The 26,941-nt window shown below is 55.4% G+C and carries 26 protein-coding genes and 3 pseudogenes; 11 read left to right on the forward strand and 18 right to left on the reverse strand.

From position 1 onward, the window contains the following. The first annotated feature begins 1 nt into the window (after position 1). Complete coding sequence (locus tag ACR0IM_RS23090) at positions 2-184, forward strand: hypothetical protein (protein ID WP_480642064.1); 183 nt, start codon at positions 2-4, stop codon at positions 182-184. Positions 185-267: 83 nt separating this feature from the next. After that, a complete protein-coding gene (locus tag ACR0IM_RS23095) occupies positions 268-582 on the forward strand; it encodes a cytochrome b/b6 domain-containing protein (protein WP_480683329.1) in 315 nt (104 codons plus the stop codon). Positions 583-898: 316 nt separating this feature from the next. On the opposite strand, the pseudogene ACR0IM_RS23100 reads toward ACR0IM_RS23095, so the two are convergent. Beyond that, positions 899-1,042, reverse strand: a pseudogene (locus tag ACR0IM_RS23100) (integrase core domain-containing protein); the annotation flags it as partial. Between the two features lie 220 nt (positions 1,043-1,262). On the opposite strand from ACR0IM_RS23100, the gene ACR0IM_RS23105 reads away from it, so the two are divergent. Together ACR0IM_RS23105 and ACR0IM_RS23110 are read left to right on the forward strand one after the other, a co-directional pair. Continuing rightward, positions 1,263-2,213, forward strand: a complete 951-nt coding sequence (locus ACR0IM_RS23105) for an isopenicillin N synthase family dioxygenase (RefSeq protein WP_480683330.1) — start codon at positions 1,263-1,265, stop codon at positions 2,211-2,213. A 70-nt stretch (positions 2,214-2,283) separates the two neighbouring features. After that, positions 2,284-2,796: a methyltransferase family protein gene (locus tag ACR0IM_RS23110; protein ID WP_480683331.1), complete on the forward strand. Its 513-nt coding sequence runs from the start codon at positions 2,284-2,286 to the stop codon at positions 2,794-2,796. 338 nt (positions 2,797-3,134) lie between these two features. Here ACR0IM_RS23110 and ACR0IM_RS23115 read toward each other — a convergent pair whose 3' ends face one another. From ACR0IM_RS23115 to ACR0IM_RS23125, 3 genes are all read right to left on the reverse strand, one after another. Next, positions 3,135-3,614 (reverse strand): helix-turn-helix transcriptional regulator, encoded by a 480-nt coding sequence (locus tag ACR0IM_RS23115; protein WP_480683332.1) that lies wholly within the window; start codon positions 3,612-3,614, stop codon positions 3,135-3,137. A gap of 53 nt (positions 3,615-3,667) precedes the next feature. Further along, positions 3,668-4,102, reverse strand: coding sequence for a hypothetical protein (locus tag ACR0IM_RS23120; RefSeq protein ID WP_480683333.1), 435 nt, complete (start codon positions 4,100-4,102; stop codon positions 3,668-3,670). Between the two features lie 77 nt (positions 4,103-4,179). Then, positions 4,180-4,701: a hypothetical protein gene (locus tag ACR0IM_RS23125; protein WP_480683334.1), complete on the reverse strand. Its 522-nt coding sequence runs from the start codon at positions 4,699-4,701 to the stop codon at positions 4,180-4,182. 339 nt (positions 4,702-5,040) lie between these two features. On the opposite strand from ACR0IM_RS23125, the gene ACR0IM_RS23130 reads away from it, so the two are divergent. Then, positions 5,041-6,537: a di-heme oxidoredictase family protein gene (locus tag ACR0IM_RS23130; RefSeq protein ID WP_480683335.1), complete on the forward strand. Its 1,497-nt coding sequence runs from the start codon at positions 5,041-5,043 to the stop codon at positions 6,535-6,537. A gap of 589 nt (positions 6,538-7,126) precedes the next feature. On the opposite strand, the gene tcuB is transcribed toward ACR0IM_RS23130, so the two are convergent. Genes tcuB through ACR0IM_RS23145 form a run of 3 tightly spaced genes read right to left on the reverse strand, consistent with a single transcriptional unit; the run spans position 7,127 to position 10,282 of the window. Next, positions 7,127-8,206: a tricarballylate utilization 4Fe-4S protein TcuB gene (tcuB, locus tag ACR0IM_RS23135; RefSeq protein ID WP_480683336.1), complete on the reverse strand. Its 1,080-nt coding sequence runs from the start codon at positions 8,204-8,206 to the stop codon at positions 7,127-7,129. Further along, positions 8,196-9,590: an FAD-dependent tricarballylate dehydrogenase TcuA gene (gene tcuA, locus ACR0IM_RS23140; protein ID WP_480683337.1), complete on the reverse strand. Its 1,395-nt coding sequence runs from the start codon at positions 9,588-9,590 to the stop codon at positions 8,196-8,198. Before tcuA ends, tcuB begins: the two co-directional genes overlap by 11 nt. An 11-nt stretch (positions 9,591-9,601) precedes the next feature. After that, positions 9,602-10,282 carry a GntR family transcriptional regulator gene (locus ACR0IM_RS23145; protein ID WP_480594370.1) on the reverse strand — a complete coding sequence of 227 codons (681 nt, stop codon included), beginning with the start codon at positions 10,280-10,282 and terminating at the stop codon, positions 9,602-9,604. Between the two features lie 123 nt (positions 10,283-10,405). On the opposite strand from ACR0IM_RS23145, the gene ACR0IM_RS23150 reads away from it, so the two are divergent. After that, positions 10,406-11,425, forward strand: a complete 1,020-nt coding sequence (locus ACR0IM_RS23150; protein ID WP_480683339.1) for an AbrB family transcriptional regulator — start codon at positions 10,406-10,408, stop codon at positions 11,423-11,425. On the opposite strand, the gene ACR0IM_RS23155 is transcribed toward ACR0IM_RS23150, so the two are convergent. The 5 genes from ACR0IM_RS23155 to ACR0IM_RS23175 all read right to left on the reverse strand — a co-directional run bounded on the left by ACR0IM_RS23155 (position 11,394) and on the right by ACR0IM_RS23175 (position 16,954). Beyond that, positions 11,394-12,374 carry a D-2-hydroxyacid dehydrogenase family protein gene (locus ACR0IM_RS23155; protein ID WP_480683340.1) on the reverse strand — a complete coding sequence of 327 codons (981 nt, stop codon included), beginning with the start codon at positions 12,372-12,374 and terminating at the stop codon, positions 11,394-11,396. The genes ACR0IM_RS23150 and ACR0IM_RS23155 overlap by 32 nt on opposite strands. Beyond that, a complete protein-coding gene (locus ACR0IM_RS23160; protein ID WP_480683341.1) occupies positions 12,371-12,607 on the reverse strand; it encodes a hypothetical protein in 237 nt (78 codons plus the stop codon). Before ACR0IM_RS23160 ends, ACR0IM_RS23155 begins: the two co-directional genes overlap by 4 nt. Positions 12,608-12,657: 50 nt before the next feature. Continuing rightward, entirely contained in the window at positions 12,658-13,746 is a 1,089-nt protein-coding gene (locus tag ACR0IM_RS23165; RefSeq protein WP_480683342.1) for a 4-oxalomesaconate tautomerase, read from the reverse strand. Between the two features lie 10 nt (positions 13,747-13,756). Further along, positions 13,757-15,787, reverse strand: coding sequence for a tripartite tricarboxylate transporter permease (locus ACR0IM_RS23170; protein WP_480594375.1), 2,031 nt, complete (start codon positions 15,785-15,787; stop codon positions 13,757-13,759). Positions 15,788-15,865: 78 nt separating this feature from the next. Then, positions 15,866-16,954 carry a tricarboxylate transporter gene (locus ACR0IM_RS23175; protein ID WP_480594376.1) on the reverse strand — a complete coding sequence of 363 codons (1,089 nt, stop codon included), beginning with the start codon at positions 16,952-16,954 and terminating at the stop codon, positions 15,866-15,868. A gap of 139 nt (positions 16,955-17,093) precedes the next feature. Here ACR0IM_RS23175 and ACR0IM_RS23180 point away from each other — a divergent pair, with 139 nt between their 5' ends. Continuing rightward, on the forward strand, positions 17,094-17,762 hold the full coding sequence (locus ACR0IM_RS23180; protein ID WP_480594377.1) for a response regulator transcription factor: 669 nt from the start codon (positions 17,094-17,096) through the stop codon (positions 17,760-17,762). After that, positions 17,759-19,126 (forward strand): sensor histidine kinase, encoded by a 1,368-nt coding sequence (locus tag ACR0IM_RS23185; protein WP_480642050.1) that lies wholly within the window; start codon positions 17,759-17,761, stop codon positions 19,124-19,126. The genes ACR0IM_RS23180 and ACR0IM_RS23185 overlap by 4 nt, the downstream gene beginning before the upstream one ends. Positions 19,127-19,550: 424 nt before the next feature. On the opposite strand, the gene ACR0IM_RS23190 is transcribed toward ACR0IM_RS23185, so the two are convergent. Both ACR0IM_RS23190 and ACR0IM_RS23195 read right to left on the reverse strand, forming a co-directional pair. Further along, the gene (locus tag ACR0IM_RS23190; RefSeq protein WP_480642049.1) at positions 19,551-21,500 is read right to left on the reverse strand and encodes an adenylate/guanylate cyclase domain-containing protein; all 1,950 of its coding nucleotides are present in this window, start codon (positions 21,498-21,500) and stop codon (positions 19,551-19,553) included. A 767-nt stretch (positions 21,501-22,267) separates the two neighbouring features. After that, positions 22,268-22,792 carry a DUF805 domain-containing protein gene (locus ACR0IM_RS23195; RefSeq protein ID WP_480683343.1) on the reverse strand — a complete coding sequence of 175 codons (525 nt, stop codon included), beginning with the start codon at positions 22,790-22,792 and terminating at the stop codon, positions 22,268-22,270. 89 nt (positions 22,793-22,881) lie between these two features. On the opposite strand from ACR0IM_RS23195, the gene ACR0IM_RS23200 reads away from it, so the two are divergent. Together ACR0IM_RS23200 and ACR0IM_RS23205 are read left to right on the forward strand one after the other, a co-directional pair. Continuing rightward, on the forward strand, positions 22,882-23,352 hold the full coding sequence (locus tag ACR0IM_RS23200; protein WP_480683344.1) for a DUF2799 domain-containing protein: 471 nt from the start codon (positions 22,882-22,884) through the stop codon (positions 23,350-23,352). Positions 23,353-23,538: 186 nt separating this feature from the next. Beyond that, complete coding sequence (locus ACR0IM_RS23205; protein ID WP_480597238.1) at positions 23,539-23,988, forward strand: phosphate-starvation-inducible PsiE family protein; 450 nt, start codon at positions 23,539-23,541, stop codon at positions 23,986-23,988. A gap of 218 nt (positions 23,989-24,206) precedes the next feature. Here the strand turns inward: ACR0IM_RS23205 and ACR0IM_RS23210 are convergent. After that, positions 24,207-24,687, reverse strand: a pseudogene (locus tag ACR0IM_RS23210) (tyrosine-type recombinase/integrase). A 51-nt stretch (positions 24,688-24,738) separates the two neighbouring features. On the opposite strand from ACR0IM_RS23210, the pseudogene ACR0IM_RS23215 reads away from it, so the two are divergent. After that, positions 24,739-24,909, forward strand: a pseudogene (locus tag ACR0IM_RS23215) (IS30 family transposase); the annotation flags it as partial. Positions 24,910-24,999: 90 nt separating this feature from the next. Here the strand turns inward: ACR0IM_RS23215 and ACR0IM_RS23220 are convergent. From ACR0IM_RS23220 to ACR0IM_RS23230, 3 genes are all read right to left on the reverse strand, one after another. After that, a complete protein-coding gene (locus tag ACR0IM_RS23220; protein ID WP_480683345.1) occupies positions 25,000-26,178 on the reverse strand; it encodes a carbohydrate porin in 1,179 nt (392 codons plus the stop codon). After that, positions 26,175-26,561, reverse strand: coding sequence for a DUF3299 domain-containing protein (locus tag ACR0IM_RS23225; protein WP_480683346.1), 387 nt, complete (start codon positions 26,559-26,561; stop codon positions 26,175-26,177). The genes ACR0IM_RS23220 and ACR0IM_RS23225 overlap by 4 nt, the downstream gene beginning before the upstream one ends. 91 nt (positions 26,562-26,652) lie before the next feature. Then, a complete protein-coding gene (locus ACR0IM_RS23230; protein ID WP_480683347.1) occupies positions 26,653-26,823 on the reverse strand; it encodes a hypothetical protein in 171 nt (56 codons plus the stop codon). Positions 26,824-26,941: the final 118 nt, after the last annotated feature.

Genomic DNA, 26,941 nt, shown 5'->3' on the forward strand with positions numbered 1-26,941 from the left:
AATGCTGTTTGCGGACTGGGACCGTGGCAGTAGTGGCCGGATCAACAACTCCGAATTCAACAAGTCGATGATCGCCGACTTCCGAAACGCAGGCATCAATGATAATGCGTTTCTCGGCGAAGATGAACTTTTGCAGGGATACAACGCCAACCGTGCTTGCCGCGCGGCGGATACTGGCAAATAGACCTCTGGGAACGAACCCACAGCATTTTGGGTGGTCGTACCTCTTCACCCACCCACTGCAGCACGGAAATCAAAAGCTCACGTATGAAATATGGAACGGTGGCCGTCACCATTCATTGGCTGAGCACGCTATTGATCCTGCGTCAATTAGGATCGGGTTTTCGGGCTGCACTCATGCTTGATAGCGCCGCGAAAGAAGCGATTTCTAATCTCCATGCGTCATTAGGGCTCGCCATCCTTGTGTTTACGGAATTTTTTTGCTCGCTTGGTGGAAGTTCGCAGACCGCAAGCCAGATCCAGTTGCCGGTGACCCGACCAGGCAGATTTTCGTCGGCAAAGCGGTTCATGCGCTGTTTTACATCGTCATTCTCGGCATGGTGGCCAGCGGCATCAGCTTGATGATACCCCCTGTTGCTGGAGATATCCTTTTTTGGGAGTCCACAGCACCGCATCCCGATTCTTCCAACTGCCACCACGTGTGCCACACGGGATGTGCGCAAGGCTGATGGTTGGCTTGCTTGTGATTCATGCAGGAGCGGCGCTCTACCACCAGTTTGTCAAGAAGAACGGCGCGCTCGCACGGATGTGGCACAACGCAAAATGAAACAGGCCTCTCCCCCTCGAGAACTTTTTCGAGACAACAACAACGGAATGTGAGCAGCCTCAGCTGACTGATCCGAGTTGATTGTCGGTGCATTCTCGGCCTGTGATCCATCGGAGTGATTGTTTCGGCGGCTGGCGGGCGATAGCCCGGTGCACTGTGTGGGCGTTTTGTGTTGTAGTGTCTCCTCCATTGTTCGATCAGGATTTGAGCTTCGCTTAGGCTGTGGAAGATCTCACTGTTGAGCCGCGCGTCCTTGAAGCCGCGCCGCTGCACTTGACGATGTGTGCAACGGCAGGTCTGGGCCGGTGATGTTTTGAGGTTGATCGGGGATTTTGTCCGTCATAGCGTGTTGTGCATGTCAAAGTTCATCCATCATGTCGTCCTCGAGCGTCACAGTGCTCATCGCAGAAAGCGTTTTGCCGGATAGCAGGCCTCCATTTGCACACTTTCTAGCAATACACTTTGGAGACCTCAGATGACTGAATTTACTGATATCCCGGTGCTTGATCTGGCGCCACTGATTAATGGCGAAGACACATCCAGCCTTACCTTGGATTTTGCCAAAACCTACGGCGAGACCGGATTTGGCTATGTTGTCAATCACGGCGTGGATCCTGCCTTACGTGCCGCCGTGTTTGCCGCCTCAAAGAAGTTTCATGCGCTGCCTGAGAGCGTAAAGCAGACAATCACGCTTGATAAATGCCACCGCGGTTACATCGCCATTAATACCTCTACGGATGTGAATTCCGACCTTGCCAAAGTAACCAAACCAAACCAATCCGGGTCGTTCATGATGATGCGCGAGGACTCAGAGATTGACCCTGAAGTATACCTGTCTGGGCCAAACCAGTGGCCGGATCTGGAAGGGTTTCGTGAGGCGTGTGAGGCCTATGCCGAGGCGATGACCGTTTTGGGGCGCAAACTAATGGGGTTGGCGTTGGACGCGATCGGTGTGACGGATCGCTCGTTCCTTGCTGCATTTGAAACACCAACGATCTGGTTGCGTCTGCTCCACTATCCGCCGCAACCTCCGCAAGCGCCCGATGATATGTTTGGATCCGCACCGCACAGGGATTTTGGATGCTTGACTTTACTCGCACAAGACGATGTTGGCGGATTGCAAGTGCAGACACCTGCCGGTCTTTGGGTGGATGCACCACCAATCGAAGATGCATTCGTGGTCAATGTCGGTGACATGCTGCACCGCCTGTCCAACGGAAAGCTCTTGTCCACCCCGCACCGGGTGATCAATTCAACCGGACGAGAGCGCTATTCCGTGCCGTTCTTTTACGATCCTCATGTCTCTGCGGAAATTGCGCCTCTCCCGCACACAGGCGATGCAAAGTTTGGCCCACTGAACTTTGGAGAATTTTTGAGGAGCGAACTGGAAGCCAGTTATGATGCGCATCAGACCAACAAGTCGTAACCATAGAATGCACACAGAAGGCAGCGGGGCAGCGCAGAAAATGATAAACACGTTGTGGTGAGGATCCTCAGTGTTTTGGCGCATGACGAAGGCGGTGCTTATCCTTCCGGGAACAGCGCTGATCTATATCCCGATATTAATCCAATGGTACAGCGACCGTTGGCCATTCGACGAAAGCATGGGGACGCGCCTGCATTGGGCAGTGGCAGCGTTTTTGGCTTTCCCTGCGCTTGCTTTGGCTGTCAACACGATGAAACTGTTTGTTCTGGTGGGGGATGGAACTCCGGCGCCGTGGGATCCACCCCAAAGATTTGTAGTCAGCGGGCCTTATCGCTATGTTCGCAATCCCATGCTTTCATCGGTCGTTCTTTTGATAGTGGCGGAAGCAGTGGCTCTGGACAGCCCGCTCTTGCTCGGTTGGGCAATCACGTTTTTTTTCCTAAATACAATTTACTTCAAATTCGTGGAGGAACCGGGACTAGAGCGACGCTTTGGCGAGGAATACTTACGGTACAAGGCGGCAGTGCCACGATGGGTTCCCATGTTAAGTCCGTATGAGTCCCCAGACGCCGACGGCAATTGAAACGTAAGTTGTATGCACTGAATGTTAACTAGTTCATACTGTGGATTCACGGTCATCGCGAACAACTGAATTAAAGAGCCGCGCCGCAGCATAGTTGAGATGAGACGAATGTCGGGAACAGACCGTCCACAACATTAGCCGTGTGACCGAATTGCAATGGGTGCTGGAATTGCAGCTGCATCGCTGATTTCGGCACCAAGATATCCAAGTAAGCCGTCCGACTTCGACTTCCCGAGCACGCCTTGAATTGCGTGCAGGTGAGCAGATTCTGGACTTCTATGTAACGTTGGTGCGCTGTATCGAGTAAGCACCTTAGCGTCATCTGATCCAATTTGTGTCTAGAACAGAAGGTCCTCAACGAGCTGTGAGATCAATTGGCTTTTGCCAGACACTCCCGCCTTTCTGTAAATCGCAGTACATTGAGCCTTAACGGTTCCAATTCGGGTTTGTCTCAGATTGGCGATCTCAGCCATAGACATCCCTTTCAGAACAAGCCACGCGATCTCTGTTTCCGCGCCAGTCAAGCCGAGCTTCTCGAAATACGCCTCTACTACGGTCATGAACTCGCCGGACGTGATCCGGCGGGCCGTTTCGGCCCGGTGTGTCGCTTTTTGGGCCACGAGCGCAAGCCGGACACCCAGAAATGCGCCAAGTATCAGCCCGATACTGGCGCCTGCCTCGACAAGCTCTCGCACATTCCAACGTAGCGGAACCGATGGGATACCCAAAATTGATGCCAGAATTTCCCACAGGAAATACGCACCACACAGGCACTGGATAAGGACAAGGGTCCATACGACCCATGCGCGGTTCATCATGCGCGGCACCGTGCGCAGGTCAATTCCGTTTCAGCAGGTTGTCTCATGCCGGATCACCCACCGTTTTTACCGGGGCCGCCATGTCCGCCACCCCCTTTTGGACCGCCGGATTTGCCAGCCCCTTTGGGGCCATCGGATTTGCCAGCCCCTTTGGAACCGCCATGCGCATTTGGTTCTCTCGGCTGAACACGTTCGTTTGGTTCATTGGCTGGCGGTTCAGCACGCTCGTCGCCGTGCGATTCCTTCGAGAACCTTTGATCTCGCAATACCTCTCCGGACGTACGGTTCAGCACCACCTCGCGCAGTTCATTCTGATCGCTCGCGGTGATGACGATGCGGCCCAGCCAAGACCGTTTCACTTCGTCAACCGTGTAACCTTCGGCCTCAATCCGCGCGATGACATCATCAGCAACGGATACCTGCGCCTGCGCCGGCGAGTGCAGGAGCATGACCACCGCGAGGCTTGCGAGGATATGTGATCTACGCATCAAAAAGTTCCCATACCTTTGCATTTTGGCTAAGTGGTTACCGCGCACCGTGTCAACCGGTGCGCGGTAGCTTTGTGTTACCCGCGAGGACCGCCTCGACCGCCGTGGCCGCCACGACCTTCGCCGCCGCGACCTCCACGACCTTCGCCACTGCCGCCCCTTTCGCCAGAATCAGCCGTCTCGCTGCCGGATTCCGCACTTCGGCCTTCACTGTCGTGCCCGCCTCGCCCAGCAGGGATTCCCTGTTCGGCCAGTTGATCGCCGATGTTCCGCCGATCTTCGGGGCTCAGGCTTGAGTGGTCGATATCCCCCAGCGCTACGGTTTCGCCGGTTGAAGGGTCGACGACCTCTACCTCTGAAATATCAATGGCGTTCCGATCACGGCCTCGGGGCTGGACTCCCTGTTCTTTCAGCTGATCCCGAATATCGGCACGTTCTTCCTCGGACAATGCTTCGAAATCCACTTCGGACAGTTCGACGGTTTGGCCTGTACTTGGGTCAACAACCGAGATGCTTTTGGCAAGTAGCGGCTGGAACGACACTGCGGTGATAAGGGCAGCTAGGATCAACGGGCTGTGAGGGAGTGAGAGAGTACGCATGTTTTTTCTTCCTGTTTGTAAGATTTAACGCGGCTTGGATTGGTGCCGTGAAGCCTAGATGCAGTGAAAACTTCGATCGGAATACTGGACGCGAGCCTGATTTTTGGCCGAATAAGCCAAAGTCGCAGACCCGCGTAGCATGGCCGAAATGCGCAGGATCGACGCGTTCAAAATACGTTCTTCACGATGAGAATTTCAGTGTCAGACGTCTATATGACTTTGGCTTAGAACGTCCTTTCGCAGCCTGGGTTCAATGGTTTTCTGATCGGAAAACATGCCAACCAAGTCCCTTCAGCCGTCACTACAAGACGAACCTCGCGACCGAGAAGTGGACACGAAATGCGACCAAGCACCCTGAGCTTTATTATGGCAAGCCTGATGCCTTTGACGGCCTATGCAGAGGAGGAACCTGCGCCCGTCGATCAGCACGAGTTATCGCGCATGATACAGAACGGAAAGGTAACCAAGGCGTTTCTGGAGGCCTTTGAGGCGGGGGACGAACTGACCGAATTCAGCTTTGACACAGCGCGCGGGGTCGGTGCTAATATCGGCGAAGGCCGTCTTTTTACGCGTATTCCGCGGGCTGATCTCGCCGACCCATCAGAGTGGGCTTCGCATTTTCCAAAACGCGAAGGAGGGGCTAACGCGACATCTTGTATTGCCTGTCACAACGCACCGATTGCCAATGGGGCCGGTGACGTTGCAGTCAACGTGCTTGTGGATCCCGCACATTCGGGCGACGCAACCAGATATCTTGAAAGAAATACACTCCCCCTGTTTGCACTTGGTATCCCTCAGCGACTTGCAGAAGAAATTAGCGCGGACCTTTATCAACAGCGAGATGCAGCCCATCAGGTTGCCTGCACTTCGGGTCGCGCCTCAATTCAGTTAGAGTCCAAAGGCGTAGACTATGGAACGTTGACACTGACGCGTACTTCTCAAGACCCCTGTTCCGTCGACACGGATTCCAGCGGATTGAGTGGCATCGATCCGGACCTCGTGATCAAACCGTTTGGATGGAAAGGTAATCATGCAACGATCAGAGCATTCACGAGGAATGCTGCGCACAATGAACTGGGATTGCAGGCCGTCGAGCTTGTCGGAGACCGGGATGGCGACTTCGATGGTGTGGTGAATGAGTTGACCGTTGGCGATGTGACGGCGCTTACAATATACATGGCAGCCCTCGAACGGCCAGTAACCAAGATTGAACTGGCCGATCTGGGGTTGATCGACCTTTCTGAGTCCGAAAGAACCGATATTCTGGCAGGAGAGGCGCTATTCGCTCAAACCGGCTGCACCAGTTGTCACACGCCAGCGATGAGCCTTCGGGACACAACGTTCAAAGAACCCAGCGAAATTCCAGGTTTCTACGATGTCAGGTTTCCAGATGGATCTGACCCGAATACTCATGGCTTGAACGTCGTCAGTGCAATCACATTCAATCTGGCCGGAGATCAACCCAACAACTCGATTAAGCTGCTGGACGGTTCAATCCACCATCTAGGTGCTATGGGGCAGAATGCCGAAGGTGAGCCAGTGGCCCGATGGTACACAGATTTCAAACGACACGATATGGGATCCGACTTGGCAGATCCCGATGACCCTCTTGGGTTGGGGGCATCTATGTTTCTGACGCGATCACTGGCGGGTGTCGGGGCAACTGGACCCTGGTTACACGATGGTCGGGCGACCACATTGCAAGAAGCAATAACGAGTCATGCGGGTGAAGCCTCAGACAGCGCCACTGTCTACAACCACCTCAGCGAAAGCGAACAAACTAAAATCGTCGCCTTTCTGGAGAATCTAACAATATATAAGACGGTCGAAAAATAAGTGCTGGTTGAGAAAAGTTGAACGTCGGATTTGGCCGGTGCCGTGTGAATTCTAGCTTCCCGGATATTGCGCGTTCAGTGAACGTCTGGAAGGCGGGCAGCGATTGCTTCATGAATGTGTGGCGGCCCGTGTCATCAGATTTCAACAGCTTCTGCAACCACAAGTGCGCCGTCTAATTCAGAACCCAGACACCCAACTGTACTGTCCATTATCGTGTGACCTAACAGAAGTTGAACCGTACGTGGGTTGCCAGTCTTCTTGGTTGTATCGCGAACTTTTGGAGAAAATGACTGGTTTGCCGGGACGCGCCTCAGCAAAGACATCCATCGGCGAACGACAGGAATGGGCCGTCCTACTAGTTGTGGTGGGGCTGTCGGCCCCTCCACTTTTTTGAGGGCCAGCAGGGCTTTGACGAGCCAAACGTCTGGCTGCCAGGGTGAGGCCACTGTCCTCACCCTCGGGCAACCCTATTAGACAACACTGTGTCCCCGGCTGTGCCTGCGGATCGTACCACCACAGTCGAATAGCATTGCCCCGCCCCCTTCCGCATTCGCCACGTGGCAGATCAGCAGGAACAGGCGACTGCTCGCTAGCGGACCACCGACAAATCTCTTTTTCGTTGCGCATCCCGGATGAGTGCAGCAAGCCTATAGAAACCGTGAGCCATTTTTGTGTAGGGCGTAAGGAGGAAGAGGGCCAGGACCGATCCAAGATGGATGGTAAGCAGCGCAGGCATCAGGGCCGATGAACCGAAAGCGTAAAGAACAAGCCCGCTTAACCCAACAAACCCTAGCAGCAGGATGAAGCCGATGTCTCCGCCCCAAGCGGAAACGTCGCCGAGGTTGCGGTCTGATTTCTGTTTCAGCAACACCATCGCGCAGCAACCGACGGTAAGCAATATACCCCCTGATACACCGAACAGCTTTGGTAATGACCAGAACCCGTAGGGTGCGTGCAAGCCGAAACCGTAATGCATGATCGTAGCCACCGAAGTTGAGGCGAAACATAGCAGAAACCCGTACATGATTGCATGATGCACGTGGCGACGGGCCTGACTAAAGCGATCTTCGTCCTCGAAATTGCAACCCTCCCCATGGCCGGCAGCCAGATCCTGCATTTTGGCTGCTCGTCTTAGCGCGGCTTTCAAGTCGCCGGGTTGGATCGGTTTGCCTCCAATCACATGCCAATAGCGCCGAAGGCTTATCCCAATGGAAAACAGTGGTAGAAGGAAAGCCGGAGCAAAGATCGCCACCATCGCATTGTGAGAGAGGACAGCGTAGAAGCCTTCGCCCCCAGCGGAGCCGATCACTTGAACGGCCCAAAACAAAAGTGCGAAGCCGACGACCAGAGCCAGAGCGATCGCTCCACCATGGGTATGGAAGCGGCGCGCCACGGGTTGCGGCCAGGCGAAGCTTTCCCAACTGTCCCGCCGCACCTCTGCCAGCGCTTTGGGCAGGTTCAGATCGAACTCGTGCGGGGCCGTGTATTGACAGGCGTAGTAGCAACCCCGGCAGTTGTGGCAGAGGTTGGCCAATTGCGTGATATCACCGTCCGAGAATGCGCGTTCGGCGTGAAGCGACGGAAAGACCGAGCAATAGCCTTCGCAATACCGGCAGGCATTGCAGATCTCAGCCTGACGGCGGGCTTCCTGGATCAGTTCAGTTCGCACAAGAAGCGGCCTCTCGTCCTGCAATGCGTCCGAAGACGGTTCCGATGGTCATGCCGAACCCGGCCAGATAACCCTGCCCCAAAATCGATCCAGCCATGGCTTCTCCTGCCGCCCAGAGGTTCTTGATCTTGCCGTTTGGCATCGAACACTGCGCAGTTTCATCCACCTTCAGACCCAGATAGGTGAAGGTCACACCTGTACGCAGTGAATAGCCGTAGTAAGGAGGCTCAGTTATCGGACGTGCCCAGTTTGTTTTGGGCGGGGTAAGACCCGAAGTGGAAACGCCATCCAACTCAGTTGGATGAAAGCCGCTTGTATCCCCACAGGCGCCATTGAATTCCGCGACGGTCGTGGTCAGCTTTTCGGCGGGCAGACCCATCATTTTGGCCAGTTCCTCCAACGTGTCCGCCTTTAACGGCGGAAAAACCGACGGCATGAACAGGTTCAGCGACTTGGCGTCAATGATCACATAACCCACCTGATCCGGCTGGGCTGCCACCAGGCGACCCCAGATCGCGTAACGCTTGGGCCAAACGTCCTCGCCCTCGTCATAGAACCGCTCGGCATCCTTGTTGACGACAATTGAGAACGGAACGCAGTCCAGGCGGGTGACGATGCCGCCGTCGAATTTCGGCGCGCGCCCGTCGATTGCAACAGCGTGGCATTGGGTCGGATCACCAACGCTCTCAACGCCTTGATCCAGAAGATCAGCCAGCACGACACCCCGATTATAGGGCGTGCCGCGGATCAGGAAATTGCGTGCCGCAGGCCCCCACGCGCGGGTCAGCCAATCCGTGTCAGCCTGAAACCCGCCCGAAGCGACGATGACCGCTTTGGGCGTGATGCGATGGGATTGACCTTCACATGTATAGTCCACCCATGCGATCTGGTCCCCGTTCAATTCCAGATGCGTGACGGCAGCTTCGTAAAGGACTTCGACTCCCAGCCGCGTCGCTGTCCGGTAATAGGCGTTTACCAGCGATTTACCGCCGCCCATGAAGAACGCATTTGTCCGCGCTAGCGACAGAGTCCCCGACAGAGAGGGCTGGAACCGGACCCCGTGCTCCTCCATCCAGGGAAGGCATTCCTCAGACGTGCGGATTGCGAGGCGCGCCAGATCTTTGTCGGTTTTGCCCCCGGTAACCTTAAGCAGATCCGACAGGTATTCGTCTTCGCTGTATTCTTCGACCAGCGGGCCCAACGGGCTAGAGTGCATACAGCGAAAGTTGCGGGTGTGGCGCGAGTTTCCACCACGATAGGGTTTTGGCGCCGTTTCAAGGATGAGAACACGCGCGCCTGCTTCGGCGGCGGTCATAGCGGCGCAGAGGGCGGCGTTCCCTCCGCCAATCACAGCGATATCATAGACTTCCGGTTGGGCGGCCATGTCGTTTCTGCCTATTGAGTTTGGTCGGTTGTACGGTCGCGTTCCTGCAACGCGCGAATGCGCATGCGTTGTGCTGCGTGGATATGAGCGCGCATCTCATTCTCAGCCGACGCGCCATCACGGGTTTTCAAGGCGGCCATGATAAGGCGATGTTCGGCCACTGCGGCCTCGGCTCGGTCGCCGTCCAGCAATTGCGACGGGCCTAAGATCAACAGCGCCTTCTGTAGAGACAACATCGATTTTGCCAGAAACCGGTTCTTGGCCGCATCCAGAAGGGTCGCATGGAAAATCCGATTGATCCGCGCTGCATCCGGGCCGGTGCCTGCTTCGGCCAACCTGTCATTCAGCACGTCCAGCTCATCCAGCTCGACATCTGACGCCGCCCGTGCCGCAAGACGGGCCGCAGTGCCCTCGAGCACAGCGCGCATCTCATAGAGTTCCATCACCTCGGCGTAATCCAAGCTGCGCACCGTTGCGCCCTGCCGGGGGATGTGCGTGACCAACCCATCCGCTTCTAGCTGTCGGATCGCTTCGCGCACAGGTGTGCGGCTGACACCCAGTCTCTCGGACAGCTCAATCTCGCGCAGCCGTTCGCCGGGCAGCAGGCTTCCATCACGAATCTCATCCAGCAGGCGCTGATACGCGGAATTTCCTTGTGGGCCAGGCTGCAACGGATCGTCCTGAAGGGTCATAAAACGCTCACTTGTCTTCTTGCGTCCACCTGTATACATTTGGATACACAGCGAGTCAACCACACCGGAATCGGCACTTTGTCCACTCAGATCAACGCACCCTCTGCTGTAAAAAAAAGGGCCGTGACCTTCGCGTTAGCAGTGCTGGGTACCGGAGTATTCTGGGCTCTGAATTTGCCCTTGCCTTTTTTGTTCGGCCCCATGAGCGCCTGTCTGATTGCAGCTCTGGCCCATGCCCCCATGGAGGGCTTCGGGCAGGTCTCGGTGGCGGCACGCACTATTCTGGGCGTGGCGGTAGGCGCATCAATCACACCGGCCCTGTTTGCCGAATTGCCGAAAATGGCCGCGTCGATTGCGCTGGTCCCGTTCTTTATCCTGCTGATCGCGCTGGTCGGCGTACCATTCTTCCGCAAGGTCTGGGGTTTCGATACGACAACCGCATTCTATGCAGCCATGCCCGGTGGCTTGCAGGACATGATCATATTCGGGACCGAAGCCGGAGCCAATCCGCGCACTCTGTCCCTGATCCACGGCACGCGCGTGCTGATCATCGTGACACTGGCCCCGCTGTTCCTGACAGTGTTGTATGGCGCCGAACTGACAAACCCAATCGGAGAACCCGCGCGCGACTTACCGCTGCATGAACTGGCCCTGATGGCGCTGGCGGCCTTTGTCGGCTGGAAGGGTGGTGAGCGCATTGGCCTGTTTGGTGCTTCCATATTAGGACCGATGCTCCTGACTGCTGCTTTGTCCCTCGGGGATTTCATCCATACCCGTCCCCCGCGCGAGGCAATCCTGGCCGCGCAATTCTTCATTGGCTGCGGGATCGGCGTGAAGTTTGTCGGTGTTACCTGGGTGGAGTTGCGCAAGGTCGTGGCGGCGGGCTGCGCCTACGTGGTTGTTCTGGCAGTGTTGGCGGCGGCCTTCACCGCCGTTGTCACCACCTTAGGGCTTGGCAAGCCGGTCGAAGCATTCCTGGCCTTCGCGCCCGGCGGGCAGGCCGAAATGACGGTTCTGGCCATCGTTTCAGGCGCGGATCTGGGCTTCGTGATCACTCACCATCTGACAAGGATCGTGCTGGTGATCATCGGTGCACCCATCACCGCAAATCTTATTCTGCGCTGGTCCAAACCTCGGGGTTGATCATGTGGGTCGGTGCGCCTTCAGCGTAAGCATTCACCTGATCGAAGATGTCGGCAAATTGCAGGTCGAACTCATCCTCCGTCACAAAGCCGATATGCGGCGTCGCGATCAGGTTGGGATGCGCCAGCAACGGATCTGTCGGGTCGGTCAGCGGCTCCGTATCAAACACATCAATTGCGGCTTTACCGGGGCGACCGGCGTTGAGCGCCCCAAGCAATGCACCCGGCGCAAGAAGCCCCGCCCGCGACGTATTCACGAACATCGCCCCGGGCTGCATCTGCGCAAAATCCGATGCGGTGATGATCCCTCGCGTGTCCGGCTTCAGGCGCACATGGACCGAGACAACATCACTATCGGCGAAAAACGCCTCGCGGCTCGGCGCGATCTGTGCACCATCCTCCCGTGCACGTGACCGGCCTTCTTCGGATGACCACCAGACTACATTCATTCCGAAAGCTTCGGCATAACCTGCAACCGCACGAGCTATGCGGCCATAACCATAGAGCCCGAGCTGACGACCACGTAACGTCTTGCCCACGCCGGCCTGCCAGTGCCCTGCCTTGACCGAGACCATCTGAGCAGGCAATTCGCGCATCCCTGCCAAGATCAGCGCCCATGTCAGCTCGGCTGCAGCATAAGACGGCGTGCCACCATGCATGTTCGAACACAGCAATACGCCCTGATCTGTGCAGGCTGGAACATCGACATGAGGATAGACGCTGCGCTGGCTGATCAGGCGCAAGTTCGGTAGCTTTTCCAGCAAAGTGCGGGTGACTTTGGTGCGTTCGCGGAACAGCACCAGCACCTGAGCCTCTTGCAAACGCTCGGCCAAAGCCTCTGTTTCCTCGACATGATCCGTCCAGACAGTCACATCATGACCGGTGAGTTTCTCAAAACACGGCAAGCCACGCAGCGTGTCGAACCAGTCATCCAGAATGTGTATTTTCATCGGCTTTCAATACCCTGCCCGGTGGTCAGTTTTCTTGGCGTCGGCACAAAATGCTTCGCGTCGAGAGCTGCCAGCGCGTTTCGGACGCGTTCGCTTTGGTCCAGCAAATGGTTAAATTGCTCGTCGCACCCGGCAATTGGCGTCGGGTATTCGGCCATATCGCGCCGCAAGGCCGCTTGGGCCAACCTGAGTTCCTGACGTGCGATTTCGAGGCATTCCGAATAGTTGTCCATCGAGATCCCCTTTAATGTATGCCATGGTATACCATTTTCAGATCGCCCGATCAACTCCCCTTCCACACCGATTGTGGCACATAGACGTGCCCGTCCGCGAGCTTACGCGCGGTCCGCACAAGGCCCGCAGAGTTCACGGTGAACCCTTTCTCGTTAGCGAAATCCACCAACACGTCGATCTTACCCGAGGCGTGTTCCAGTACAACTTCAGCCGGGCTTGTCGTAGGGCGATCCACCAATCCGTCCGCGACTGTGCCGGGCGTCAAAGCGCAGGACGCCATGCACTGCGCACCGGTGACCGCCATTGTCGGATGGGTCTTCCACGGCATGAAATACCGAACCGCAAGAGTTCCGCCTTCTCTGGCAGACGCGATCAGGCCGAATTTGGGGGTCACCGATTTCGACACATCCCCCATTCCCATTCGCTCTCCGGCTTCGATCCGAACAGATTCCATCCGATCAAAAAAGCCACGGTTGGCGTCCAGCTCCTCGACGCTTTCATAGCCCGTCAGACCGAAGTCGGCGGCGCGGGCAATGGCCATTGGCATGGCGACATCCATGCCGGTCAGTTCGATCCCCTGAACTGTGTCGCGCAGATTGCCCGTGGGCAGGAAAGCACCGGTTGCTGACCCCACCACGCCCATGAAGCTCAGCTGCACCGGCGCAGACTGGCCAGGCACTCCGGCAATGCCTGTATCCCCCTCGTAGGTCAGCTTTCCATTAGGTGTCTGGATTCGGGCCACTACGCGGGCCCCAGTGTTGACCGCCCGGACACGGATTTCGGTCTCATCGCCTTGCGGTTCGAACAGTCCCATTTCGATGGCAGCAGGGGCGACACCGGACAGGATGTTGCCACAAGTGGGTTTGAAATCGACCAACTTTTCCTCGACCGCAACCTGCGCGAAGTAATAGTCAATATCGGCCCAGTCATCCTCGCTGACTGACAGCATCGCGACCTTGGTGGTCACCGCTGCACCGCCGCCGATGCCATCGATATTCAGCGACTGTCCGGAACCAAGGGCTGCGATCAGCACCTTGGCCAGCGTCTCCAGATCCTCAGGCAAATCCGAGCGGCGGAAATACGGACCCTTCGAAGTACCGCCACGCATGAAGATGTACGGGATTGCGGTTTGAGTCATTTTGGGTCCCTCACTTCAACGGCCAGGGCAGGCTAACCATGTCCTGCAGCAGACCCGGCGGGAAATCCCTGTTCAAAGCACCCGCCATCAGGCACATGAATCCGATACCGCAGGCGGTCAGGATCAGCGCCATCCGCCAACTGGCCCCGGCCCTGATGCGGAAGAAAGCGATCAGGAAGCCCAGCAATGCGAGGATGAAACCCACCACCCATGTCGCCGCGATGAGACCTGCGAACCACGCAAGCGTTGACCACAGGCCATGGGGCGCACTGGCATCCTCACCCGCGATTTCCTTGTCGGCAAAGATCGCGTCGCCCTCGGGCCGTCGCATCATCTGGATCAGCAGGATCACGCAGCAGAACAATGAGACGCTGCCGATCACCAGCGGGATGATTTTGTCGGTCATGTTGTAGTCGGGGATCATGTTGGCGTTAACCAGCGCGACGATCAGATAGGCCATGATCACCAGCAGGAAGATCAGCGGCGCACGCTTTGTCCCGGCCTGAACGTCACCCTCAGCCATGATCATCTTGGCCTGACGGATACCCAGAATGACCGAGACCACGGTGACCACGATCAGAACGATGACGATGGGGCTGAAGACATATTCCATGCCTTCACCAAAGCTCTTGCGGAAGCGGAACGATGCAATCTGAAATGCCTGGTTGGTGAACTTCTCGACCGGATTCGACAGAACAAAGCCGATCAGGAAAGCCGGACGTGACCAGTCGAAGCGGCGCAGGAAGATGCCGATCAGGCCGATAACGAACAAGGCCAGGAGGTCTTCGAAGTTCTGACCAGATTGGAAGGCCGCAAAACTGATCAACATGAACAGGAACGGCGCCAAATAAGTGAACCGAATTGTGGTCAGCTTGGCGATGCCCCCCGAAGCTGCGATGCACAGGATGGTGCCGACAACGTTGGCAAGCGCCAGCAGCCAGACGATCGAATAGGTGATGTCGAGATTGTCCTGAAGCATGCTCGGACCAACCTCGATATCGCCCGACCCCAGAAGAGCCACCGCGCCAATGAAGATCGCCATTGAGCCTGAGCCGGGGATGCCGAACAGCAGCGTTGGCACCAGACCGCCGCCTTCCTTGGCGTTATTCGAACTTTCCGGCCCGATGACCCCGCGTACTTCGCCTTTGCCGAAATTACTTTTGTCCTTGGTCGTTTGAACTGAGTGACCATAGGCAATCCAATCGACGACAGAACCTCCGAGGCCGGGAATAACCCCGACGATAACGCCGATTATCGAACATCGGACCGATAGCCAGATGTTCGCAAACCAGTCTTTGACGCCATCCAGCCATCCAGCGCCTAACGAAGCGCCTTTGGCAATCGACCGGTCCTGCCGCAGCAGCGAAACGATCTCGGGAACAGCGAAGATGCCTAAACCCACGATGACCAGCTTCAGACCATCCGTCAGGTAAGGAATGTCATAAGTCGCCATTCGAAGCGAGCCGCCGGCATCGGCCTCGCCAATCGTGCCGACCATCAGGCCCAACCCGGCAGCAGCCACACCTTTCAGGGGAATACGCCCGGCCAGAATTGCAACCATCGACAAGCCGAGAATAGTGATCATCAACATCTCGGGCAGTCCAAAGGCCAGCACGATCGGACGTGCGATCAGTATGAACATAGTCAGGAAGGTCGCGCCAACGAGACCACCGAATAAAGATGACGCAAAGGCAGCAGACAACGCCCGCGCGGCCTCTCCCTTTTTTGCCATCGGGAAGCCGTCAAGCACGGTCGCCTGCGAAGCCGAACTGCCTGGTATCCCCATCAGAACCGAAGCAAATGTGTCAGAGGTCGGAACGACGGCAACCATTCCGATCATCAGCGCCAGACCCAGAATCGGGTCCATGCCGAACATGAATGGCAGCAAAAGGGAGAGGCCGGCGATACCGCCCAGTCCGGGAAAGACGCCCACGGCCAGCCCCATGACAACACCGAGCACAAGATAGCCCAGAACGATAGGTTGCAGGATCAGAGCCCACGCATCACCAAGCGCAGGAAGAGCTGTGGCGAAAACCTCCATAGCGGCCGCCTTTCATAAATTGTCTTGTGTGCAGAAAAGCGCGCGCCCTTCGTTGGGCACGCGCTGTGGTATGTCGGCTTAATTCAGCTCGACGCCATAGGCCTCTTTCAGCCAGTTCAGGACATATTGCTTGGCGTTATCATCAACGTTTGTCGCTGTTTGTAGCGCTGCCTTGGAGCCGTCGCCCACGAACACGGGGTATTTGCCCACACGCTTGGAGGAGATGTCCCCAAAGTCGCCACGCTCGGTCACCGCCTGGAAGGCCGCGGTATAAGCATCAACCACCTCTTGCGGTGTGTCACCCGGCAAGAAGGCCAGCTTTTGTACCGGGAAACCGGCAACAAAGAAGGCTTTCCATGCGTCCCATGCCTCACCACTGGTCTCACAGCCATCGGTTGCTTCGCAGACCTCTTTGAAAGTCGGAACGTCCGGGAAAGTCGGATCGCGCACGATATTGCCATCGGCGTCCAGCGCGCCCCACGTCATCATCGGCACGGCCTGACCAGCCTCGACGAGAGGTGCCGAACCGCCCAGATAGCCAGAGGAGGTCTGATAGTCGATATTGGCTTCACCACGCTCAAACATCAGGCGACCGTCTCCACGGCCTTTGATGCCAAACACAGGCTCGACATTCATGCCCAGCATCTGCCACGCCAACAGCGGTACGAGGTCCAGACGCGTCGCGCCTTGCGAGCCGTAGATGAAATTGGTGTCTTTCAGAGCGTTGGCGGACCCGTCGAACTTTGCCCCGTCCTCGGCATTCAGATAGGCCACACCACCGGTTCCGGACGCCATGACCGGAATCCAGTCGTTATACTCGTAGCGCACGCGCGGGTCGCTCAGCAGATAGGGAAACTGGGTTGAACCGGATGTGCCAAACAACAGGGTGCCGTCATCGTGGCTTTGCTCCTGAAACCAGTTTGCGCCTTTCGTTGAACCCGCACCGGGCATGAATTTAACCACAACAGTCGGCTGACCCGGCAGCGCCTCGGACAGAAGCGGTGCAAAGAAGTTGGCCCATTTGGCAGACCCGCCCGTTTCCGAGAACGGAATGACCCACTCTATAGTCTTGCCCGAGAAATCGACTTCGGCGGCGGCGGGCGCGGCAAGTCCGGCAGCGGCGATCAGCCCCACGACAGCGCGACGGGTGAAGTTGGAAATGGCCATTGGTACCTCCCTGTTGACCAGACAACCACGTCAGCGCCCTCCGCGCCACCGTGATCGCAAATAGAACTGCGGGGTTGATTCCCCCTCCCATCTGGCAATCATGGAATGCCAACCTTGCGCGAAACTTGCAGGAGACCTGATGCGGATCGTCATCGTCGAGGACAATGAGCCCCTCGCAAACGCTATTGCCTACCGCTTGCGTGATCGTGGTCATGCCGCAGATGTGCTGACGGATGGCGACGCCGCCGAACTGTATCTGGTGCAGGAAGGGGCGGACCTGATCGTCCTGGATATCAACTTGCCGGGCCGGTCAGGGCTGGAAATCCTGCGTTCGCTGCGCAAGCGGGGCGACAGCGTCCCTGTCATTCTGCTGACCGCGCGCACCGAGACCAGTGACCGCGTTTCCGGTCTGGATATGGGCGCGGACGATTACCTGGTCAAACCTTTCGAAATGGATGAACTTGAGGCCCGCATCCGTGCGTTGTCCCGCCGCAAACAACTGGACTACGGCGCACGCGAGATCATCGGAGACCTGGAATTTGACCGCACCGCTCGTCAAGTCAGCGCAAATGGGCAAATGCTAGACGTGCCGCGCCGGGAGATGGCCGTACTTGAGTGCCTGCTGGAGCGTCGTGGAAGGATTGTCCCCAAAAGCCAACTGACTGATTACGTCTATGGCGTGGGTGCGGATGTCGATGACACTGCCGTTGAACCTCATGTATCGCGATTGCGCAAGCGCCTTCTGAACCACGGCATAAAGATAAAGACGGCCCGTGGCCTCGGGTATCTGCTTGAGGTGCAGAAGTGATCAGACATGGTTCGCTCAGGCTTAGGCTGTTCATTCTGATCCTGACGCCTTTGGTGTTGCTCGCAATCCTTCTTGGATATTGGCGCTACACGGTGGCCCAGCAAACAGCGCAAGAGCTTTTTGACGACAGTCTTTTATCCGCTGGTCTGGCGATTTCCCGAGATGTGGCGGTTTCGGAAGGCGATGCCTTGTCGCCCACTACACGCAGCTTAATCCGCGATGCATCGGGTGGAGAAATTTTCTATCACGTGACCGGACCCGGTGGTATCTACGTGACCGGGTACGCATATCCCCCGGCCTCGGCAAACCTGTCAGAGCAAGATGTTTACCAACCGCAGTTTTTCGAGGCAGTTTATCGTGACGAGCCCGTGCGCGTGTTGAAAATGACCGAACGGGTCACATTAGATAACCTGGTGGGAGATGCGACGGTCACGGCATGGCAACGCATCGCGGATCGCAACGCGTTTGCCAATGAACTGTCGATCCGCGCGGCGATCCTTATGGGCATCCTTCTGGCCACCCTTGCCTTTGTCGTCTGGTTCGGCGTCGCGCGCGGCCTGCGACCCTTGCTGGACTTGCAGGACGCCATTGACCTGCGTTCACCCGACGACCTCAGCAAGATCAAACGCCCGGTGCCAGTCGAAGTCCACGGTATTGTTCAGACCCTGAACCGGCTATTTGGACAGGTCGAACACAGCATCAACGCCCATCAAGTGTTTATCTCAGAAGCCGCGCATCAGCTGCGAAATCCGGCAGCCGCGGTCCAGTCGATGGCCGAGGCGCTGAGAGATGCAAAAACGGATGAGGACAGAGACAAACGCATTGTTGAGCTTGTGTCAGCAGCAAAGAATTCGGCCACGGTAGCCGAGCAGCTGCTATCGTTGGAGCGACTGCAGCAACCTACACATCAGGATCAGATGGACAAGGTTGATTTCCGCTTGGTCGTGGAAGAGGCTTGTGCAGAAATGGGCGTACACATCCTCGCAAAAGGAATCGATTTTGAGGTCACGATGCCGGACTCGGCAATCACGGTCTCAGGGGATCAGGTCTTTTTGACTGAGGCGATCAAAAACCTGCTGGACAACGCGGTTAAGCACGGTGGCGCTAAGTTGAGCCGAATTACAGTTGCTTTGCGCTGTGACGACGGGCACGTAAAACTAACTGTAGCTGATGACGGAACAGGTCTTTCACCCGACCAAAGCGAAGCCGCCTTCAGTCGGTTTTCGCAGCTGGAGTATTCCGAAGGCAGCGGTTTGGGATTGTCAATTGTCTCAGCGGTCGCGAAGCGACATGGAGGAGTGGTCGCAATCAACCAGGTCGAAAAAGGAGCGAGCATTACACTCGAGCTTCCAATAGTCCTGTAAATCGTTTCGAGTTTACTAGAAGCGCGAAACCCTTCACGATCAAAGTGCGTTCTTTGCAGTTGCAGCGAATCGTCGCTCTGTTGTGCAATTCGCAGCAGCAACTCGGGGCTCTGCCAAAACTTTAAATGTATTGCGTTTCATATCAGTGCTGAAAAAGGCTTCTGATTATTCACCGGCCCTAACCGGACATTTAGCCATGCCAAAAGATGCTGCAATGCAGCCCGTCGAACCTGCCGTTCGCTGCGGGTGCAACTTTGGAGCGAGTGTGACGAGGCCACACAGCTGTCGTTCACTGCGGTTGCAGCACCCAGCACATCGAACGGCAGCATTGCGCAACAAATCATACCTTGCAATTGTTTGTCTTTGCAAAAACTCTCTCTGTTCCAATCTTCAACAGGAAATAAGCGTCTGCGAGCCCCGCAAACTACCGCTTCTTATTGCTGTTCGTAACTGCATTCCAATCTTCCGGCGGTGGATGCTCCAACAAAACTTGGGCGCGGGACATCATGACCACCGAAGCGGGATCTCCGTTTCGTTCTTGATCAGCGGCCTTAAAGGCAGCAACAGCTTTTTCAAACTGCCCTGCTCGATAGTGTGCAAGGCCTTGTTCGTAGGGTTCAATCCACGCAAGCGATCCGTCAATCTCATCCGCCATCGCGATTAGTTCGTAGACCACCAACTCCTTTGTGCGCCCAAATACTGTTAACGTGTCCAGTTCGCGCACCATGATCTTATCAGCCGCTTGGCGCCGGGTTTCTGGGCCAATCAGGATCAGTGTGTCGTAATCCTTGTTGGCTCCCTCTAATCGGCTGGCAACGTTCACCACATCGCCAATTGCAGTGTAATTCAAACGCTGCTCTGACCCTATGTTGCCGACCAGAGCCTCGCCACTATTCAGCCCAATCCTGACGCGCAGGGGGTTGCCAGCGTCGTCTTCAATTCCGGCCTCCTCTACAGCAGCGACAAGGTCCAGTGCCGCGCGACAGGCGTTTTCGGCATGGTTGGTATCCTTGCGCGGCGCGCCCCAGAAGGCCATCACAGCATCGCCCATGAATTTGTCGATAGTTCCCCCATTACGAGTGATGGCAGCAGAGGACGCGTTGAAGAAGGGTTCCATCATTTGGACGATCTTGGGGCCAAGTTTTTCAGACAGACCTGTGAAACCCGTGACATCGCAAAATAGCACGGAAATCTGCTTTATGTCTCCGCCTGGCTGAGTCTTGATGCCCTCGGCAACCAGCATGCGCACCAAGTCGGTAGGTACATACTTGCGGAATGCTGATAGACCTGCAGCCATACTTGCGGTCGCAGCAGAAAGATTTGCAAGCTCAGAGAGATTGGAGGGCCTGCGCGCAATGCGTTCGACATCAAAGCGTTCGATTTTGCTCAGGTCTTCGGCGATATATGCTAACGGGTTTGCGACGACTGTGCGAACCAACCAAATAGCCAATCCGGTGGCAACAACAACCACACCGATCAGAATATAGATCAGGTTTATCAGCGTCTTGTCGATATCCGAAAGAAAGGCAGCTTCAGGGATGACGGTGGCAACGCGCCAGCCGTAGAACCCCAATGGCGTCAGAGCAACCGCGTAGGGCACACCTTCGATGACAACACGCTTAGTCAACGAACCGGAGGCGTTCGCTGTGGGGTCACCCAACAGCTTTTCACCGGCGATCTTTGCGACCTCATAAAGCTCACCCTCACCCATGCGTGCGGGTGTGACCTCATCTGCTTCCGCATCGGGTACAGCGATCACTTTACCATCGGCATCCAGAACAAACGCTGCGCCGAATTCACCGGGCGTAAGAGTCGCCAGAAAACGCGAAAGTCGATCCGTTTCGATCGCCACGGCCAGAACGCCTTGCCGCTTTCGGTTGACGTCTATCGGACCAGCAAATGTGTAGACAGTTTTGTTACTCTCCGGGAGGTCGCGCGCTTCTATCCATCCCGCGGACTCAAGGCCCATAAAGTTTTCAAACCACGCATGTTCGCGTGGATCGTAGGATGTTTCGGTAAAGGTTCGCTCTTCGAACTGGATGTCTCCTGGAATGAAGATATAACGGTCCTTCCGCAACATCCTTTCACGGATATCCTTGTCGATTTCAATCATCTCAAGCCCACCGTCACCTAAACGATGTGACGCGAAAAAGTTCCCATCGGGCCAACCGAAGAAAACCCATGAAATATTCGGTTGCGCCTGCAATTGTGATAAGAACACGAACTCTCTCTTGTCGGCTTGTCGCGTCGCGATAACGTTCTGGACAAATATCGTGCGTACGGCCGCCCAAGCGGCTTCGGCCGACCTGAGCGTTACGCCCACCTCTATACGAACGGTGTTTGCAATTTGACTGTTAATCTCGGCTGCGAGCATGCGACTATTGTCGCGCGCTGTTTTCCACCAAAGGGAGTGGACTATAACCGTCGACACGCCGATGGATATAGCAACTAGTATTGATACAGCGATGCCTACGCTAATTCGCACTAAAGCTCCGCAAGTAGCGACATGTGCTTTAGTATTGAGTTGAGACAGTTCGAAGAGCAAAGCTTACTTCGCTTTAATGCTGAAAACTCACGCAACTGTTAAATTCAACAAATAGATCTGCTTGTGAAGCGATTACCGGAGCAAGTTTTCGGCTTTAGTTAATTGCCCAGACCGAGACAAGAATACACACATGTAGCTGTTGCAAGGTATCGACCATTGACCTTCGCGGCTTTAGCGCCTGTTTGGCGAGCGGGCCACCAACCTGCCATTCGCTGCATACGCGAATAGTCTACTGCAAGCGCAAAGCCATAGCCCTCTGCGGCGGCAAAACGCACTGCCAGAGAGCAATTGAACGGGAAATGAAAAAAGCGCGGGCATGATGAGGGTCTCAAGGTTCCGGGGCGTACCGACTGTTTTATAGCTCCTGTTTCGAAACCAATCATTTGCGGAAGCGCGGCATAAAGACGCTAAGCACGGCATTTGGCAAGACCGTTTTGCCCTATGAATTTGCGCCGGTGGCGGATTACAGCAATGTGGGCTGCAGCCTCGGCAGCCGAGCAAGGTGCTGAGAGGCCGGAAAGGGCCGTCCACTCCCTGGCCAAAAGAAAATCAAGCTCTGATGCCGAACCTGCACCGACGTCCGTAGAGAGCCCAATTCACAGTCCTGAAGGTATTGGTCCGTAGCGGTTTTCTTCTTCCTGTGTTGGGCGGCTTAGCCAAAAAATCATCAAAATTGCCAGAATCAATTGTACTAGAACTGCAAAAGCTACCCCACCTAGTCCCAGGATAGCTACAGCCGCACCCAACTCTTCAGGGTCGCTGCTTGCATTCCCAGTCGCAGAAAACGCCAAAATACCAACCATCATTCCACCGGTCATTACCAATGACACGGCCAATGGCAGTAACAAGTACCAGCCAGGACGACCCGTATCATGCAAGCGACGCCAACCCGCCGCGAGTAACGGCAAGAATACTGCAATCGAGAACAGGCTATACAATGGCTGACGGGCTATTCCACCTTCCTGTTCACTGCCAAAAAAGACACTATCCAGCACAGTAAAAACGACGCTGCCGAGTACAACGAACAAGAAAAACCACCAATACTCCGGACGTCGCGCACGACCGCTAAAGGTTACGTATTTGGATAGACAAATCGAAATCGATTTTACGAACGTATTCATGGGTTGGGCTCCCGTTCTAACGAAACTGACCTGACAATATCCTTATAATGTTATAGTATGACAAAAACAGTGAATTGGTTAAGAGGGCAATGACATTTCGCACAGCACTTTGGGGGTTATTCGATGCGATCGGGTTGTTTGCGTGTGGCCCGATAGATTCAGTCTCTCCCGAGCAATGCCAGGCCGGGGACTGGGCAAGCACCGGTTTCGCAGACGGTAAAGGCGGAAGGTCTGAAGCCTTTATCTCCCGCCATCATGAAGCCTGCGCAAAGGTCGGTGTCATGCCTGATACAGCGGCGCGGTCGTCAGATCGCGTTCGCGAATTGCAGGAGTATTGTACCCCACAAAATGCATATTCAGTCGGACGCAATAGAACCGAATTTTCCAATGTATGCACTGGCCCCAAAGTCACGGAGATCAACCGCGCCAACGCGAAAGGGCTAAAGTACAACGCCATAGGCCGAGAGATCAGCAATCTCCGTACGCGATCCAATGACATCGACACTAAGTTGCTGTTCCTGGGAACACCAAAGAACGAAGAACAGCGGTTTGAATGGTGAAAACTAAAAGCGGAACAGAAACGGATAAAAACTCGGATCAGCGACCTCGAATTGCAAAGAAGCGATTATTCAGTGCTTTAAGGCTTCGAGAAAGTACTCGGTAAGTGATCGAGCACTTTACTCATTGTGACCTGATATGCGCTGAAAAGCACCAGATAATTCATCAATTGAACTATGGGACAAGATATGGCCAACGACGACAATGAACTTCACGTGGAACTGGATCCTAATCACGAAGATCCAGTGATCAGAGTTGCAAACGTTGTGGTCCGGCAAATGACGCGCGGCCTGTCCATACTGATGGTTTTAGTCATTGGATGGACGATTCTTGACGCATTTGTCACCTTTGGGTTTCATCTTGTCGAAAAACCAACGCTACTTATTGATGGGGAAGACCTGCTCATTGTTCTGGGAGCTGTGTTGTCAGTCCTTATTGCAATCGAAGTCTATACGAACGCGGCGCTCTACCTGACTTCTAACGTCATACACGTAAGGCTGGTTCTTGCGACCGGGCTTATGGCCGTCGCCCGGAAAGTGATAACCTTCGACTACAAGACAATGGACGCAGCCCATATCGCGGCATACGCCGGATTGGCACTTGCGCTGGGAGTCGCATATTGGCTGGCCAAAAGATAGACTGTTAACTGCTCGGATGACATAGCAAGGTTACTGCCCCGAAGTGCAAGCGGACGTGTGCTGCGTCAGCAGTAGATGCAACCCAAAAGGTTCGTTTTGACCTACAGGGCCGTCGTCGGCACCCTCGAAATACGGCGCCAGTTATCAACACCCGCTTCGAGGAAGCTGACCGTTACGGATAGCAGCAAAGGGCCGTCCGTGTAGGCGGCCCAGAGGTGTTAGATTTCAATGGCTTCAGCAATGGCAAGGCATCCTCAAGTTCGACACCAAGATACCTGACCGTGCTGTCCATCTTTGTGTGCCCTAAAAGAATTCGAACGGCGCGAAGGTTGCCAGTCTTCTTGTAGATCTGGGTTACTTTCGTGCGTCGCATCGAATGTGTGCCGTATGCACTGGCTTCCAGTCCGATCTACGTGACCAGTCCCGAACAATCCGCGCGTACTGGCGTGTCGATATGTGTAGGCGCTCATGAAAACGGCCTGGCCAAAGATACTCTGATCCGACCATCAGTTCATCTTCCATCCAATTATCGACGGAAGCGCGGCTGCCATCCGATATCTCAATCCGGACTGGCTTCTGCGTATTGCTTTGCAGCACTAAAGCGCGTTCTTTGATCCGGCCAGATGCCATGCCGTCAATTACCTTCATCTTCACTAGGTCACAGCCGCGAAGCTTGCTGTCGATTGCGATATCGAACAGGGCTAGATCACGGTGGTTCTCTGCTTATTCAAGCCGCACCCGGATTGCCCAAACGTGCTTCGGCTTCTGCGCCAGTACTTCCCGAAAGGCACTGACCTCTCCGTGCACACCCAACAGCATCTCGATGCCGTAGCTCGCGAACTCAACGAGCGGCCCAGAATAACCTTGAATTACTTCTCACCGGCAGAGAAGTTCGAAGAGTGTGTTGCGTCCATCGGTTGAATCGGCAGCAGAAAGCAGACTTTGCAAAGTCCGGTTGATCTCTCTTAGTTGCCCTTTGGCACACCCCTTAGTGACTGCCTTCACCCCGCATTAGAAAACGATCCGGGTTCTTAGACCGAACAGGGTAATCCGGTCCTGATCGGGATTTAGAAGCGGGTCGGAAATGAATTGTACCGATGGCGTGATCTGCAATCCGGGTGAGATTGAAAAACGGTAGAATGCTTCCAGAGTGAACTGATCGCCATCTATGCCTCTTGCCTCGGCCCAGTTCAGGCCCAGACCGGCCAAATCGGTATTGCGACCATAGTAACCGAGACCGGCAGAAACCGACCGGTCATAAAGCGCTGCGGTCCCCTTCGAGGCCCCTGCGCGGAAGAACGGCATCCACTTATTGTCAACAAACCATGCGGCAGAAAACGCAGCGCCGTAATCTTCTGGACGGCTACCATCGTCAGCCGCATCCGCATGCCAAAGGGTCAGATGGATATTGTCGAAGTAAATGCGATCAAAGCCGGAGGTGTAACCAAGTTCGAGTGACTTGAAGAGATTGCCATCGCTAAACACATCAAGGTTTAAATCAGAGGGGTCGGCGTTTGCGTCTGAGATGCTCGCAACAGCATAAAGGTTCTCGCTCAGCTTTATCCCACCGGCAATGCCAAGGCCTTGGTTGGGCGTGTTGATTGTCGGGTTTGTATTGAAAGACAGGTTTTGGAAACCACTGTAGGGGCTTACCAACCCATAGATATCCACAAAGTCTGTTACATCAATCTGCCCGACTTGCAGCGTCCACGAACCGTTCTGGGCCCTTTGGGTCCAGAAAAGGTTGGTCAGCAGCAGACCATTGTCGTTGAAGGCTGTCCCGGTGATCGAAAGCGCTCCACCATCCAGCCCAAGGAACTGCGGAGCCACATCGGTATAGCTGTGCCGGTCTTCGATCTTGAATGTCAGGGAACCCCGTTCAGTTGCCTGCCAACTACCATAGAAGCGCGCAATCCCGCTGGCCGCTTCGCCGGTTCCCAGATCAGCATTCGTGGATTGGCCCAACGCCAGGTAATCAATGTTGAATCGAAACCCACCCTCGGCCAACCGGTCTTTCCACTGGAACCAACCCGGTGCGATATTGCGCGGAAAATCGGAACGATATTGAGGGTCGGTTAGCCCATCTCCAGGCTCTAGATCAGCTTCGACCGAAGATGGCCCGGATAGTCCCTGAGCCGACGCTGCGTTAGCGAAGGCAATGCTCAATACGGCAACCAGAAGTCTAATCATTCAGACGCCTTTGCCCCACCGGTCTTGCGATTTCCCGCCGCACGTATGCGATCAGCTGCACTCTGTTCCAATTCGAGTCTGTCCTTTTCACTGCCGAGTGACCTAACGGCTGCGACTTCCAGATCGAATGTAGCGCGAAGCGACATCAGGCCATCGACGACCATAACTTGGCGCTCAGATGGCTCTATGTTCAGTCTTCCGGTTAACTGAACGGGCTCATGTACGTATGAAGGTGACCAAGCGTCGTTCAAACGTACTTTGATCATCTGATTGGGCGGCGGTGCTGGCATGTGGCTGCACATCCCGCGCTCGGGCACCAAATACGCAGTTGCAACGCCGTTATCATCAATCGGGCCGGGTATGGCAAATCCGGCAACAGTCACTGTTTTTCCGTCCAGTTGGGGATTGCCTGCCGACGCAGCTTTTTTTCTACGTTCTGCGACCAGCCACCTCTGCGAAAGAAGCCATGCGACATCAAATATCGGCTTTGGCTAATCGTTCTTCCGTTTCAGAAAGGCGGGTCTTGTTCTTCTCTCGTTCTTCGATGGGTATGTCTGGCTTCTCAAGGCGTTGGCGCAGACGTACGACCATGACCAAGTCATCCATTTGGTCGTAGCTCAAATCCTCAAAAGGATCTTCAAACACCTGCGCGGATACGTCTATGAGATCAGCTGTCTGACGTCAGCGCCAATGGGACAGTTTAGGTCGATTTGATAAGAGAGGGTTTCTGGCTCATCGTAACCGCCAAGGAGTGGAGATGAGA

The sequence above is a fragment of the Ruegeria sp. BF6 genome (assembly GCF_056538665.1).

What these genes read in the sequence shown, in the direction of transcription:
- ACR0IM_RS23160 (WP_480683341.1), bottom strand. Translation starts at nt 12,607, where the DNA reads ATGGACAACTATTCGGAATGCCTCGAAATCGCACGTCAGGAACTCAGG.
- ACR0IM_RS23220 (WP_480683345.1), bottom strand. Translation starts at nt 26,178, where the DNA reads ATGATTAGACTTCTGGTTGCCGTATTGAGCATTGCCTTCGCTAACGCA.
- ACR0IM_RS23090 (WP_480642064.1), top strand. Translation starts at nt 2, where the DNA reads ATGCTGTTTGCGGACTGGGACCGTGGCAGTAGTGGCCGGATCAACAAC.
- ACR0IM_RS23200 (WP_480683344.1), top strand. Translation starts at nt 22,882, where the DNA reads ATGACATTTCGCACAGCACTTTGGGGGTTATTCGATGCGATCGGGTTG.
- ACR0IM_RS23145 (WP_480594370.1), bottom strand. Translation starts at nt 10,282, where the DNA reads ATGACCCTTCAGGACGATCCGTTGCAGCCTGGCCCACAAGGAAATTCC.
- ACR0IM_RS23205 (WP_480597238.1), top strand. Translation starts at nt 23,539, where the DNA reads ATGGCCAACGACGACAATGAACTTCACGTGGAACTGGATCCTAATCAC.
- ACR0IM_RS23180 (WP_480594377.1), top strand. Translation starts at nt 17,094, where the DNA reads ATGCGGATCGTCATCGTCGAGGACAATGAGCCCCTCGCAAACGCTATT.
- ACR0IM_RS23095 (WP_480683329.1), top strand. Translation starts at nt 268, where the DNA reads ATGAAATATGGAACGGTGGCCGTCACCATTCATTGGCTGAGCACGCTA.
- ACR0IM_RS23155 (WP_480683340.1), bottom strand. Translation starts at nt 12,374, where the DNA reads ATGAAAATACACATTCTGGATGACTGGTTCGACACGCTGCGTGGCTTG.
- ACR0IM_RS23105 (WP_480683330.1), top strand. Translation starts at nt 1,263, where the DNA reads ATGACTGAATTTACTGATATCCCGGTGCTTGATCTGGCGCCACTGATT.
- ACR0IM_RS23130 (WP_480683335.1), top strand. Translation starts at nt 5,041, where the DNA reads ATGCGACCAAGCACCCTGAGCTTTATTATGGCAAGCCTGATGCCTTTG.
- ACR0IM_RS23190 (WP_480642049.1), bottom strand. Translation starts at nt 21,500, where the DNA reads ATGCTCGCAGCCGAGATTAACAGTCAAATTGCAAACACCGTTCGTATA.
- ACR0IM_RS23195 (WP_480683343.1), bottom strand. Translation starts at nt 22,792, where the DNA reads ATGAATACGTTCGTAAAATCGATTTCGATTTGTCTATCCAAATACGTA.
- ACR0IM_RS23170 (WP_480594375.1), bottom strand. Translation starts at nt 15,787, where the DNA reads ATGGAGGTTTTCGCCACAGCTCTTCCTGCGCTTGGTGATGCGTGGGCT.
- ACR0IM_RS23165 (WP_480683342.1), bottom strand. Translation starts at nt 13,746, where the DNA reads ATGACTCAAACCGCAATCCCGTACATCTTCATGCGTGGCGGTACTTCG.
- ACR0IM_RS23115 (WP_480683332.1), bottom strand. Translation starts at nt 3,614, where the DNA reads ATGATGAACCGCGCATGGGTCGTATGGACCCTTGTCCTTATCCAGTGC.
- ACR0IM_RS23175 (WP_480594376.1), bottom strand. Translation starts at nt 16,954, where the DNA reads ATGGCCATTTCCAACTTCACCCGTCGCGCTGTCGTGGGGCTGATCGCC.
- ACR0IM_RS23125 (WP_480683334.1), bottom strand. Translation starts at nt 4,701, where the DNA reads ATGCGTACTCTCTCACTCCCTCACAGCCCGTTGATCCTAGCTGCCCTT.
- tcuA (WP_480683337.1), bottom strand. Translation starts at nt 9,590, where the DNA reads ATGGCCGCCCAACCGGAAGTCTATGATATCGCTGTGATTGGCGGAGGG.
- ACR0IM_RS23120 (WP_480683333.1), bottom strand. Translation starts at nt 4,102, where the DNA reads ATGCGTAGATCACATATCCTCGCAAGCCTCGCGGTGGTCATGCTCCTG.